The 14971-nt window shown below is 37.0% G+C and carries 7 protein-coding genes; all 7 read left to right on the forward strand.

Annotated features, from left to right (window positions below; genetic code table 11):
• Positions 1 to 22 precede the first annotated feature (22 nt).
• Positions 23 to 3082, forward strand: coding sequence for a SusC/RagA family TonB-linked outer membrane protein (locus ACKU4N_RS06330; RefSeq protein WP_321321704.1), 3060 nt, complete (start codon positions 23 to 25; stop codon positions 3080 to 3082).
• A 13-nt stretch (positions 3083 to 3095) separates the two neighbouring features.
• Positions 3096 to 5027, forward strand: coding sequence for a RagB/SusD family nutrient uptake outer membrane protein (locus ACKU4N_RS06335; RefSeq protein WP_321321706.1), 1932 nt, complete (start codon positions 3096 to 3098; stop codon positions 5025 to 5027).
• A gap of 514 nt (positions 5028 to 5541) precedes the next feature.
• Positions 5542 to 8433 carry a glycosyl hydrolase 115 family protein gene (locus ACKU4N_RS06340; RefSeq protein WP_321321707.1) on the forward strand — a complete coding sequence of 964 codons (2892 nt, stop codon included), beginning with the start codon at positions 5542 to 5544 and terminating at the stop codon, positions 8431 to 8433.
• A 21-nt stretch (positions 8434 to 8454) separates the two neighbouring features.
• Positions 8455 to 10317 (forward strand): right-handed parallel beta-helix repeat-containing protein, encoded by a 1863-nt coding sequence (locus tag ACKU4N_RS06345; protein WP_321321709.1) that lies wholly within the window; start codon positions 8455 to 8457, stop codon positions 10315 to 10317.
• Positions 10318 to 11107: 790 nt separating this feature from the next.
• The gene (locus ACKU4N_RS06350) at positions 11108 to 12595 is read left to right on the forward strand and encodes an MFS transporter (RefSeq protein WP_321321711.1); all 1488 of its coding nucleotides are present in this window, start codon (positions 11108 to 11110) and stop codon (positions 12593 to 12595) included.
• Between the two features lie 110 nt (positions 12596 to 12705).
• Positions 12706 to 13839, forward strand: coding sequence for an endo-1,4-beta-xylanase (locus tag ACKU4N_RS06355; protein WP_321321713.1), 1134 nt, complete (start codon positions 12706 to 12708; stop codon positions 13837 to 13839).
• Positions 13840 to 13952: 113 nt separating this feature from the next.
• On the forward strand, positions 13953 to 14924 hold the full coding sequence (locus ACKU4N_RS06360; protein WP_321321714.1) for a glycoside hydrolase family 43 protein: 972 nt from the start codon (positions 13953 to 13955) through the stop codon (positions 14922 to 14924).
• Positions 14925 to 14971 lie beyond the last annotated feature (47 nt).

Consider the following 14971-nt stretch of genomic DNA (forward strand, 5'->3'; position numbering starts at 1 on the left):
TTATTAATCAATTTCTAAATTTATGAAAAAGTGTTATCAACAGAGGAAAGTGATTGCTATTATGCTATTTCTCTTTCTAACAGTACATTTTGGAGCAATGGCGCAAAGCTTATCGCTTCAAGGAACAGTTAAAGATGTTAAGGGAGTCCCCTTGCCAGGAGTTAGCATTTCTATAGTAGGAACTACCCAAGGAACCATTACGGATATAGATGGCAACTATTCTTTGGAAGCGCCAGGAGATTCACAGTTGAAATTTCAGTTCATTGGATTTTTAGCTGAGATTGTGAGTGTTAATAATCAAACGACAATTAATGTTACTTTAAAAGAGGACGTTGTGGGCCTTAATGAAGTAGTAGTTGTTGGTTATGGTACCCAACGTAAAGAAGCTGTAACGGGTTCCGTTGCTAATATTAAGGGTGAAGTGATGCGGGAAGTGCCATCTGCAAATATTTCGCAAGCTTTACAGGGACGTATAGCGGGTGTGAATATGCAGCAAACCTCAAGTAAACCCGGTGCACTAATGCAGATTCGTATTCGCGGGTCACGATCGCTAACAGCCAATAACGACCCCTTGGTGGTACTTGATGGAATGCCATTTTCGGGATCTATCAGCGATATCAACCCTACTGATATTAAGACTATTGATATTCTTAAGGATGCTTCTGCAACAGCTATTTATGGTTCGCGTGGTGCAAATGGTGTTATAATGGTAACCACTAAAACAGGGAAAAAAGGAAAAAGCGCTCAGGTTACCTATAATGGTTATCAAGGTATAAATACTGTTTTTTCTGACTACCCAATGATGGAGGGATCCAAATTTGTTGAATTACGTAAATTAGCCAATAAGTATACAAATGGAGTGGATGAAGCCGATGATGTAAATACAAATTGGCAGGATCTGTGGTATCGAAACGCTAATGTAACCAATCATAACATTGCGCTTACAGGTGGTACTGAAAAAGGAAGCTATAGCTTTAGTACTGGATTCTACAAAGAAGAAGCTGTAACTCCAGGAACGGATTTTAGCCGATTAACTTTGCATGGTTCTATTGATCAGGAAATAGGTAGTTATTTCCGTATAGGTTTTAGCACAAATAATAATTATACCAAGAGTGAAAATGGAATGGGTATGTATGGTGTTTTAAGTATGTCTCCCATCGCGGACCCTTATGATGCTGATGGTAATTGGAAAAGAACCATAAAGATGCCATTAGATGAAAGCTGGAATCAGACAAAAGATATTGTAAATGCTTTAGGCGATAGATACATTGATGAGAAAAAGGCATTTGCTTCTTATAACACCTTGTTTGCTGAAGTAAAAATACCTGGTGTAGAAGGCTTAAAGTATAGAATTAGTCTTGCCGGTAATTTACGCACGACCAACGATGGAAATTATACCGGAGAGGGTATAGGCAGTTCTAATGCAACCACTGTTTCTACAGCCGGAATCAGTAACTCGCGAAATACTAATTGGGTAGTTCAAAATCTTTTAACCTACGACCGTAGGTTCGGTAAACATTCTATTAATGTTGTAGGTTTGTATTCTGTGGAGGAAACGTTGTATAATAGCTCTAATGTTTCTGCTAAGGATATTCCAGCAGATGCTTTTCAATTTTATAATCTGGGCCGTGCTGCAGGAGAAATTACTGTTAATCCGGAGTATCAGAATTATGAAAAAAGTGGATTGATGTCTTATATGGGACGTGCAATGTACTCCTATGATAATCGATATATGATTAGTGCTACAATACGTTCCGATGCTTCTTCAAGGTTGGCAGAAGGACATAAGTGGCATACATACCCAGCTTTGTCAGTAGGTTGGAATATCGCAAACGAATCCTTTATGTCTGATATCACCGCAGTAAATTCATTAAAACTTCGGGTTGGTTTTGGACAAACTTCAAATCAATCTGTAAAACCATATGCTACACTAGGTGTTTTAAGTACCAGACCCTATAATAATGGGACTACCTATTCTACTGGAACTTATGTAACAGAATTGCCTAACAATGATTTAGGATGGGAATTTTCTAAAACCTGGAATTATGGCTTGGATTTTGCGCTTTTGAATCACCGATTGAGTGGTGCTATCGAGTACTATATTACGAAAACGGAAGATGTTCTGTTAGGTGTTGGTTTACCTCCTACATCAGGAGTTTCAAGTGTAACTCAAAATATTGGGACCACAGAAAATAAAGGATTGGAGCTTTCTCTTAACGGTGTGATTCTGGATGATGTAAACGGTTGGACATGGGATGTTGGTGTTAATTTTTATTCCAATAAAAATAAATTAACCTCTCTTGCTTCGGGACAGACTAGAGATGAAGGAAACTGGTGGTTTGTTGGACATCCAATAAATGTTGTTTATGATTATAAAAGAATAGGAATTTGGCAGGAAGGTGATGCAAACCTTCAATCATATGAACCTGGAGGAAATGTAGGTATGATAAAGGTTCAGTATTATGGTGATTACGATGAAAATGGTATACCTACAAGAAAAATTGGACCAGAAGATTTACAGGTAATGGACCTTGAACCTGATTTTCAGGGTGGTTTTAATACTCGCGTTGCGTATAAAGGGTTTGATTTTAGTTTGGTTGGAGCTTTTCAACATGGCGGGACTCTCATCAGTACATTATACTCGTCAGGAGGTTACCTTAACATGTTAACCGGACGTAGGGGTAATGTAGATGTTGATTATTGGACGCCTGATAATACTGGCGCCAAATATCCTCTTCCCGGAGGTAGTCAGTCAGGTGATAATCCTAAATACGGCAGTACATTAGGTTATTTTGATGCATCTTATGTAAAAATACGTTCTCTATCTCTTGGTTACAATTTCAGCCAAAAAATTATTGAGGCTGCTGGTTTTGATAAATTAAGACTTTATGCTACTGTACAGAATCCATTTGTGTTGTTCTCGCCTTATACTAGAGAAACCGGTTTAGATCCGGAAACCAACTCTTACGGAAACGAAAATGCGGCAGTTGCCTATTCTGATAACATGAAACGTATACTTACTCAGGGATATAACACTCCTTCAGTTCGTAAATACGTGATCGGCATCGAATTAACATTTTAAAAATTTAAAAATTATGAAATTTAATTATAAAAAACCTCTTATAGGAACAATGTTGATGACCATGTTCTTTATAGCGTGTACCGATGTATTAGAGGAACAGCCACGTAGTAAGTATACGCCTGAATACTTTAAAACCGAGAAAGGTGTTTTGGGAGGAATAACCTCTCAGTATGCACACCTGCGGTACATTTATGGTAATGCATACTATTTTAATTCTTGCCTGACAGGAACCGATGAAGTTACATATGCGCAAAGCGCTGATGGTAACTTTAAGGATATGGATATGTCAGGTGTAGGGTCGATTACTGCAACAGGTGCCAATACTAATGTTTTATGGGGAAACGCGTTTTCTAATATAAACACTGCAAGTGGTATTATAGAGAATGCTGAGATTATTGGTATTTCAGATGAAATTATTGCTGAGGCTAGGTTCTTCCGTGCATTTGATTATTTTTTATTGGTACAAACTTTTGGTGGAGTTCCATTGGATTTAGGTGCTGGAGAGCTAAAGTTTAACACCAGTGCCTCAAGAACTTCTGTGCGAAACACAGTTCCTGAAGTTTATACCAAAGCTATTTTCCCTGACTTGTTAACTGCCATTGAAGATTTGCCGGCAACAGGTCGGGTAACTGGAGCTGCGACTAAAACCGCTGCTCGTATATGTTTGTCTAAAGCCTATTTGACTTATGGATGGTGGTTGCAAAACCCAAACAATATTCCGACTTATCCTGCAAGTGATAGAATTGACCCAAGCGGGCATGATGCTGCATGGTATTTTCAACAAGCTTATAATGTGGCAACAGACGGGATTGCTGATCCAGGACCTTTTGGTTTAATGCCAACATTTTATGATCTGAATGTGGGTAAAAATGACCGTAATAAAGAATGTGTGTTATATGCTGATCATACCGAGGACAGCGAATTTTATAATGGATCCAGCCTTACCTATGGTGGTGGCGGTGGTGCAGATAATTTTGCTGTTTGGATGTTGACCTGGAATTATACAGTGCTTCGAAGTGATGGTGTAAGTTCTGTTCAGCGAGAAGCAGAACAACACTTGGGTCGACCATGGACACGTATGGCTCCTACTATCGGTGTTGTTAAAAATACCTTTGCCGACAAAACGAATGATTCGCGTTACGATGCAACATTTACTACTGTATGGCGTGGTAACTGGCCAAAAGGTGGAGTCGCTGCAACATCTTTAATTAATGCAAATGGTATGTCGATTGTACCTGGTGATGCAGTATTAACAATCTTGAACGAGGACGATCCAGCTCTGGTTTGGGGAACTGACGCAGCTACAGGTGGTAATGTTGGCGCCGGCACATTACCTGGAAGGTCAGATTTTGTTATGAATCCAAGTGGTATAAGTAGATATAAGTATCCGGGATTTTGGAAGCTTGGTGTTTATCGTACTGACAATGGGACTTCTTTGGGGCAACCTAATGCTGCATCGACTCGTCCATTCAATATATATAAATTCTCGGAGTTGTATTTTATCGCAGCCGAAGCAGCCGTAAAGGGTGCAACAACTCAAGGTGGGTTAACTGCTGTAGATTTGATCAAAGTTATCCGTGCTCGTGCAGGAAAGTGGAGCTTTGATAATAATGGGAATGTGGCTAAAGATGTTGATAACAGCGCTGCTATGATTGCTGCCACTCCAACTACTTTAGACATTAACTATATTTTAGCTGAACGTTCACGGGAATATTTTGGTGAAGGGTATCGTTGGTTCGATTTGGTACGTACACAGAAATGGGCGGAAATCGCCGGCAGTTATGAAATTTGCGGATCTGGAGTTACAGATCACACACCTAAAACCATAACTCGGAATATAACACCTGATTTTTATCTTCGACCTATTCCACAAGGCCAGCTTGATGGTATGGAAATGAGCGAGGCTGAAAAAGAAGCTTATCAGAATCCAGGATATTATGAGTAAAAATGGATATTAATAATTGATAAACTGCATTTTCGTAAATTGGAGTTGGTGACATCAATTCCTTTTGAAAAGAAAGTAGGTTTGATACGTTTATTTAGTAAGAATTAGTAAGAATAAACTGTCCGTGGGTTCAACTTGCGGACAGTTTTAAAATTAAAAGAGATTTGCGGAATTGAAATGTAATATTACAGAAGTATCCGATATTTTTGAATTGAGACAATTGATTGCGTATTTCTAAATATTTAAATTTTTCAAAATTAATAAGGCCGATTTATAAGTGAAATTTTTTAGAAATTACAGATGCTGACTTTTTTTATAACAATTGGGTCAGTTGTCGAAAGTTTCATCTGTTTATAATTTTTATTTTACGGCCATGGAACTTACCATATAATCACCTCCCTGTGTGTAGAAAGCTTTATACATGGACGTTTCATCTGTTTGTTAACAGGGATTTAATTCCCTGATGCCTGGGGTAATGTGTTTCAGTTTAATGATAAAAACAAATAAAATCAATATGATAAGATTTATTGTGTTAGAGTTGATTGTCTTGTTCAGTATAATCTCTTGTAAAAATGATACAGGTAAGGAATTAAGTGAGAATAAATTTGTGTCTTTTTTAGTAAATGAGAACAATTTCCCGATAGTAAAATCTCAAAAAGGCACTCCCATATATATTGACGATAAAGACTATTCAGGTGTAATCAAAGTCGCTGAATTATTTCAAAAAGACATCGAAAAAGTAACAGGAGTAACCAATTCTTTACACATTGGCGAAAAGCCGCAAGGTACCATTATCATTATTGGTACAATTGGAAAAAGTCAGATAATAGAGGATCTAATTGCATCAGGAAAGTTGAAAGTGAATGATGTAAAGGGGAAATGGGATAATAGTTTAATTGAAGTAGTTGAGAATCCTTTACCAAACGTCGATAGAGCTTTAGTGATTGCCGGGAGCGATAAAAGAGGCACAATTTACGGCATGTTCGATATTAGCCGTAAAATGGGAGTTTCTCCTTGGTATTTTTGGGCTGATGTACCTGTAAAAAAGCACTCCGAGGTATTTATTAAAGCAGGCAGATATAATTTGGGTGAGCCAAAAGTTAAATATCGCGGTATTTTTTTAAACGATGAGGAACCAGCTTTAGGACGATGGGCAGTTGAGAATTACGGCGGATTCAATCATCAAATGTACGAGCATGTTTTCGAATTGATTTTACGCTTAAAAGGCAACTTCTTGTGGCCTGCTATGTGGTGGGCAAGTTTTAATAGCGACGATCCCTTAAATGCTCAGCTGGCAGATGAATTTGGAATTGTAATGAGCACATCACATCATGAACCATTGATGAGAGCGCATGCAGAATGGAAACCATACGGTGGAAAAGCATGGAATTATAAGAGCAACAAAAGCCAATTGGATGCTTTCTGGAAAGAGGGAATTGAACGAATGGGTAATAAGGAAAGTGTTGTTACTCTGGCTATGAGAGGAGATGGCGATGAAGCCATGGAAGAAGGAACCAACATCGAACTACTGGAAGATATTGTTGCCAATCAACGAAAAATTATAGAAGAGGTAACTCAGAAGCCAGCTAATGAAACACCGCAGGTTTGGGCTTTATACAAAGAAGTTCAGGAATATTACGACAAAGGTATGAAAGTACCTGATGATGTTACACTATTGTTTTGTGATGACAACTGGGGAAATGTTAGGGTATTGCCGGAACCAGAAGCTGCTGAACGTCCGGGAGGTTACGGTATGTATTATCATTTTGATTATGTGGGAGGTCCGCGTAATTACAAGTGGCTCAATACGAATTCATTACCGCGGGTTTGGGAACAATTAAGATTAACATATGAACACGGGGTTGATCGTATTTGGATTGTGAATGTTGGCGACTTGAAACCAATGGAGTTACCTATTTCATTTTTCTTCGACTATGCATGGAATCCTGAGTCGGTTACTGTAAATGAATTATCAGAATATACAACGAATTGGGCATCAGAACAATTCTCTGGAAAATATGCAGAAGAAATCGCTGAATTGCTGGATTTATATACAAAATATAACAGGCGTCGCACACCTGAATTATTGGACGATCATACCTATAGTTTGATTCATTACCGGGAATTTGAAAAAGTAGTTGAGGATTACAATCGTTTAGCACAAAAGGCTAAAAGTCTATATGATATAATAGATAAGAATCAAAAGGATGCATTTTATCAATTGGTTTATTTCCCAGTAAGCATTTGTGCCAATCTGAATGAAATGTATTTGTATTTGGCTAAAAATAAGCAATATGCTAAAGAAAAAAGAGCTGCAACCAACTTAATGGCTGATAAAGTAGTTGAACTTTTTAAGCGTGATTCACTGCTTACTCTTGAGTTTCATACTGAATTAGCTGATGGTAAGTGGAATCATATGATGGCACAGCAGCATATTGGTTATACCTATTGGAACCAGCCGGACAGTAATACGATGCCTCAGATAACCTATTTGAAAGTACCGGAAGTAGGACAACTTTGTATAAAGATTGAAGGGAAAGATAAAATTTGGACAAAGCATGATTCTACCGCGAATCTTTCAAATTTCGATAATATCAATCAGCAGGAATTTTATTTTGAGCTTTTCAACACTGGAAAAAGAGCAATAGATTATAAAATTGAAGCTCCTGAATGGTTGAAAATCAGTGAAACAGAAAATAATCTAAAAGAGGAAGATCGGCATTTTGTTTCTGTTAACTGGGATCAACTTCCTGTCGGCAATTCAGCAGGAACAATTTTTGTGTCTGGTAATGGTCAGGTGATTGAACTAGGCGTTATTGCAGATAAAATTGATCTGAATAAAAAGAAGTTACAAGGATTTATTGAGAACAACGGAGTGGTAAGCATTGAAGCTGTAGACTTTAATTCAAGCAGTACCAGTCAGGGATTTGATTGGGAAGTGATAAATGGTTTGGGGAACACAAAAGGAGGTGTAACATCATTGCCGGTAAATAAAGGTTATCAGGAGTTTAGTAAGGACAATTCACATTTGGAATATACATTCACATTGCTTAATAAACCTAAAAATGATTCCATTACTCTTTTTATGTGTTTGGCACCAACGCAGGATTTTAAGAATAAAGACGGATTAAAATATGCGGTATCTGTAGATGATGAAGAACCTCAGATTATTAACCTGCATGAAGGTTGTATAGGTAAGGATTGGAATTACGCAGAATGGTGGTGTACAGCGGTATCCGATAATAAATTAGTAAGAAAGTCAAAGCACAAACTGAATAATACAGAAACCCATATTGTAAGATATTGGTTGATTGATCCGGGAATTGTGCTTCAAAAATTGATGATTGATAATGGTGGACTCAAACCATCTTATTTGGGACCTCCGGAGTGTAAAATGTACAAGTAAAATTCAGAAATAAAAGTGATTATGGAAACTACAGGAAATAAATTTATTCTTCTTTTATCATTTATATCTTTATTTTTTTTCTTAAAACAAGAAAGAGTATTGGCTCAGCCTTCGGGAGGACCATATGGTCCAATACATAAAAGCTATGATTTACCAAATGTTGATGGTACCATCTATTATGTGTCTCCGGATGGGAGTAAGGATGCAAAAGGACTTAAGCTATCGGAGCCAACCAATATTGAATCGGCTGTTGAAAGGGTGAAAACGGGTGATGCCATTGTTTTGAGAGGCGGAATTTACCGTACAGGCAATTTGACCTTGAATCAGGGAATAACAATGCAGCCCTATAAAGATGAACAAGCTGTAATAAAAGGGACATTAGTTGCAACTGAATGGGAAAAATTAAAAAATGGGTTGTGGCGTACTTCATGGTCACATTTATTTCCATCCAAACCTCAGGATTGGTGGGTAAAGGATGTGTACGGAAAAATAACTCCCTTACATCGGTTTAATGATGACTTGGTTTTTGTTGATGGATGTTTTCTGCAGTCAGTAGGTTGGGAAGGAGAAGTTAATGAAGACACATATTTTATTAATTACGAAACCCAACAAGTTTATATTGGTACCGATCCAACAAATAAAGAGGTGGAAATTACTGCTTTTGCAACCGGATTGGTTCGAACAACAAAGGATGTGCATGGCAAAGGATCTGATGGGATCGGACCGGTAATTAAAGGAATTACAATTACTCAATATCCTTTTCGGATTATCGAGGTTGAGGGGTATTATCCGGAAGGTTTGTCAGTTGATTATGAACATGGTAATGATGTTGTTGGTACAACTATAGAAAATTGTACCATGAGCTATTGTGGTCGAATTGGTGTGAATCTGATAGGCGATAAAATAAGCTTTAAGCATTGTAAAATTAGCGATACAAGTACTGAAGGTTTATATTTGGTTAGCTCCGATGATGCTTTAATCGAAAAGAATATTTTCACACGTAATAATATTGAGAATCTGGTTGGCTATTTTCCTGCAGCAGTAAAAATATTTAATCAAAGTAATCGGGTTGTGTTTAATGATAACCTTGTAATTGATCTGCCAAATTCAAATGGTGTGTGGTATGATGTTGGTAATGTTGATGGTCGATTTATTAACAATTGGGTTGAGGGGGTTGGATTCCCTAACAATAACTTTCAGCCACATAGTGTTTGGCCTTCGCGTAATGGATTCTTTTTTGAAATATCCAAGGGCGCCGTTTGTGCAGGTAATGTGTTTACGAATTGCGATCATGGTATTCTGATTCTGAATAGCAATAATGTAAAAGTGTATCAGAATACGTTTGTTAATAGTCTGGCTTGTTTTGGAAGAAATGAGCGAAGTGCTCAGGGAGATCATTTCGGTTGGCATCCGAGCACCGGACCTGATGTTGATGAACGCACCGGACATGAGTTTGTGAATAATCTGATGGTGAAAGATGAAAAATACAACGGTCCACTCTTGCTGATCTGGCAACCCGATGTTTTATGCGGAGAACTAAAAGAGCCAGCCCTTAAATATTTAGATCACAATGCTTATGTGAGTAAAAATGATGCTAAGCTTGATATTTGGCTGAGCGATACTAAAAATGCCGAATGTCAGGCAAATTATAGTAATCCTGAAGCTTTTTACAAGCAACATCCGGAATATGCAAAAAGCAGTATCGGTTTAGCTCGTTATAACGGACCATTATTTAAAAGTCTTTTGTTAGGCAATTATGAGTTGTTATCGGATTTTAAAGGGAAAGGTGCAGCAACATCATTACCTGAAGAAGTATATCAGTTATTGCAAAGTCCCGTAAATCCTAAATTGCCATTTGTTGGAGCATATCCTTTCGCAGAATAGTATCGGATATAAAGTTTTGTAGGTGAAAACGAGATCCTGATATTGTGGAAAAAACGATATAAAATAGAACAGGTGAATATATAAATCAGTAAAATGATTTGAGGTAAAATAATAGAAGAATGGGGGAGTTTATATTGTCCCATTTTCTATGTTTGATGGGAGAGGTTTGAATATTGGAGAGGTTTCTTAAGTCAGGATGGAGATATCTGGTCGCTGTTGTTTTCTGTTTGTTTAGACAGGAATCAAGTGCAGTGCTTTAATACCAATTTAATTTCAAAACAGACTTTAAATAAAATGAATTAATTTTTAGCTGTATCGAGGCAAAAAAGTAAAGCACAGCCATGTTACGATGTAACTTTTTTAATGAAGATATAGCTGAAAAGAAACTTTTTATAAGGCCTGTTTTGATGTTAATTTGGTATAATAAAATGTGGATTTTTCTTACTGCTCAATACCCCAAAATTACTTTTAAGGAAGATAGTACACTACTACAGTAAGGTGTATTTTTTATTGGTAACAATTAGTGTGCGGTTTTTTTTTACCATTGATTTATTGTTTTTAAAACATATGGTTAAAACAAAGATGTAACCAAAATGAAATTAAATGTAACGGGAATGAAAAATATGTAACAAACTAACAAATTTGTGTAACACAGCATCACGAGAGTTTATTTCAATACAAGTATTTTTGGTTAACAGTTTGGGTGGTTCTCACAGTAATTAAAGTTTATAAGGAGCCACTTTTTTAATAAATAACATCGAATAATAAAGTCAGTATTAAATATTACAAAATGACATTAAAATCAGATAAAGTATCGGTAGTTGAAAAGATTGGCTACAGCTTAGGCGACCTTGCGGCTAACCTCATTTTTCAAACGTTGATGACGTTTTTAGCCTTCTTTTATACCGATGTGTATAAGATTCCGGCAGGAACAGCCTCCGTAATTATTTTTTCGGGAGGTATGATTGGAGCATGCTTTAACCCGATAATGGGTGTTATTGCTGATCGTACCAAAACAAGGTGGGGGAAATTTCGTCCATGGATTCTTTGGACATCAATCCCTTTTGGGCTAATGGCCTTATTGGCTTTTAGTACGCCGCAGTTTGGTCCGGGAGGTAAAATTGCATACGCATTTATTACTTATATCTTATTAGTACTACTTTATAGTGCCAATAACTTACCTTACTCGGCTCTGAGTGGCGTTTTAACCGGAAATATGGCAGAACGCAACAGTATTTCATCATATCGTTTTACTGCAGTAATGGTAGCTCAATTCATAGTTCAAGGTTTATTATTGCCATTGGTGTTAATATTTGGTGACGGCGATAAGGCAAAAGGCTTTGAAAATGTAATGGGAGTTTTTGCACTTGTTGGTATTGTCTTTTTTATCATCACTTTCTTAACAACAAAGGAACGTGTGGTTTCGACTCAAACAGAAACAACATCGGTAAAACAAGATGTTAAAGATTTGATGAAAAACAGGCCGTGGATTGTAATGCTTGTTGTTACTGTATTCGTATTTATTACGCTGTCGCTGAAAGGCGGTATGTATGTGTTTTATTTCGAGAATTATTTAAGTGAACAACATTTAGCAGTTTTTTTAAATGATATTGGCTTTAATGCTTTTATTAGTGGTTTAAATAATCTTTTGTCAAATATGGGCTTTGTGGGCTTCTTGTGGCCCGAAGATGTTGCAACATCAGGTTTTAGTCTTTTTAATGCCGGAGGAATCATTTTCATGATTATTGGGATTATGTTTTCAAAGGGGCTGGCCGATAAATATGGCAAAAGAGATGTATTTGGAGTGAGTCTTTTTCTTGCCACTTTATGTTTGCTTTTATTTTACTTTTATTCTCCGGAATCTATAGCTTTGGTATTTATAAGTCAGTTGTTGCATGGTTTCTTTTATGGAATTACCACACCTCTGTTGTGGGCAATGATTGCCGATGTTGCAGATTATTCCGAATGTAAAAATAACCGTAGGGCAACTGCAATTATTTTTTCAGCAATGATATTTGGTTTAAAAGCAGGTTTGAGCGTTGGTGGAGCTTTAGTAGCGGGAATTTTAGCAAGTTATGGGTATAATCATCTGCTGGATGTTCAAAGTCCTGAAACAATTAATGGTATAAAACTTTCTTTAAGCGTATTTCCAACTATTACATTTTTTATTGCAATAGGATGTTTATTCTTCTACAAGATTGATAAAAAGAAGGAAGTAGAGATTGAAGATGAATTGAGCAAAAGACGAGGATTAATGACTGATTTTAAGCGTTCCTAGATAGTGATTTGTAGGTGAATCGTCTTTCAGGCATCGAACTTGATGATCTTAAGAAAAAAACATTTATTGCTTAGTCTGGCATAAAATACAAATTAGTAAACTTATAATTAATGAATCGATTTAAAAAAATATACAACCCCGGTTTTTTGGCGTTTTTACTGCTTGGAGTATTGTGCAGTTGTTCAAAAACAGAAGTAAAGCCAGTATCATTGAAATTGGCTGTTGGCGATAGGTTTTATATAGGTACAGCATTAAATAGTGCCCAAATAGTTGGTGCTGACACCCCTGCCATAAAAATCATAAAACAACATTTTAATGCTGTTGTAGCTGAAAATGTGATGAAAAGTGAAGTTGTTCAACCTGTTGAAGGGGAGTTTGATTTTGATATGGCGGATAAATTTGTCAGGTTTGGGCTTGATAACAAGCTATTTATAACGGGGCATACTCTAATTTGGCATTCTCAGGCACCAGATTGGCTTTTCGTAGATAAGCAAGGAAATGATGTTTCGAGAGATGTTCTTATTGAAAGAATGAGAAGTCATATACACACAGTGGTAGGTCGTTATAAAGGAATTATAAAAGGCTGGGATGTTGTAAATGAAGCTATTTTGGATGATGGAACCTGGCGCAAAAGCAAATTTTATGAAATAATTGGTGCAGACTTTGTTAAGCTGGCATTTGAATTTGCGCATGAAGCCGACCCGGAAGCTGAGCTTTACTACAATGATTACTCGATGGCGAAAAAGGGGAAAAGAGAAGGGGTTGTGGCTATGGTGAAATCATTGCAGGAACAAGGAATAAGAATTGATGGTATTGGCATGCAGGGGCACATCTCAATGGATGATCCTACGATTGAGGATTTTGAGAAAAGCATAGTGGCTTTTTCTGAATTGGGTGTTCAAGTGATGGTTACGGAGCTGGATTTGACTGTTCTTCCTATGCCAAATATGAATGCTGGAGCCGATATAGCTTTAAATTTTGAATTTAAGAAAGAGTTAAACCCATACGCCAATGGACTTCCTGATTCGATTAGTACAAAAATGACAGAGCGTTATCAGGATTTTTTCAGATTGTTTTATAAACATAGCAATAAAATTAGCCGTGTTACCCTTTGGGGAGTTAGTGATGCTCAGTCATGGCGCAATTATTGGCCTGTTAACGGACGTACAGATTATCCTCTTTTGTTTGACAGAGAGTATAAAGCAAAACCAATTGTTGAAAAAATAATTAACGAAGATCTGTAATCGGTTAAAGAGTTTATTCCAAAGTGTCATTTAAATAAGAATTTGATACTCTTATTCTATCGATTTAATAATATGAATAAAGCTTGATAAAAGAGCTTGAAAAAAATAAAATAATGAAGAACCCAAGGTATTTAGTTGATGGTTTATATACCGCAGATCCATCAGCACACGTATTTAACGGCAAGCTATATATTTATCCATCTCACGATATCGAATCTGGTATACCTGAAAATGATAATGGCGATCATTTTGATATGCGAGATTACCATGTGTTTTCAATGGATGATATAGATGGTGAAGTAACTGATCATGGAGTTGTTTTGGATGTGCAGGATGTGCCTTGGGCCGGTCGTCAAATGTGGGATACTGATGTTGCTCATAAGAACGGTAAGTATTATTTGTATTTTCCGGTAAAAGATAAAACAGATATTTTCCGCATCGGTGTTGCAGTAAGTGATAAGCCTGAAGGGCCTTTTGTTCCTGAAAAGCACCCTATTATTGGAAGTTATAGCATCGATCCTGCCGTTTTTGAAGATGAGGATGGTCAGCATTATATGTATTTTGGTGGTCTTTGGGGAGGACAGTTGCAACGTTACCGAAACAATAAAGCACAGGAGTGTGGTTCCGAACCTGCCGATGATGAGTCTTCATTACCGGCTCGGGTTGTAAAAATGTCAGATGATCTGTTGGAATTTTCCGAAGAACCTAAAAGCCTTGTTATTTTAGATGAAAATGGAGAGCCTTTAAAAGCTGGAGATCATGATCGCCGCTTCTTCGAAGCATCGTGGATGCATAAGTACAATGGCAAATATTATTTTTCTTACTCAACCGGAAATACTCATTTGCTTTGTTATGCTGTTGGAGATTCACCTTATGGCCCTTTTACTTACAAGGGAGTAATCCTTACACCTGTAGTAGGCTGGACTACACACCATTCTATTTGCGAATTTAAGGGGAAATGGTACCTGTTTCATCACGATTCCAAGCCATCAGGAGGAAAAACATGGCTTCGCAGCATGAAAGTTACAGAGTTGGAATACAATGAAGATGGTTCTATTAAAACAATTGATGGAATGGCCGATTAGGCATATGTTCTGATTGTTTAAGGCAAGAGAATTCAATTTTTAAATTA

The sequence above is a fragment of the Labilibaculum sp. genome (assembly GCF_963664555.1).
In the GTDB taxonomy this organism is placed as follows: Bacteria; Bacteroidota; Bacteroidia; order Bacteroidales; family Marinifilaceae; genus Labilibaculum.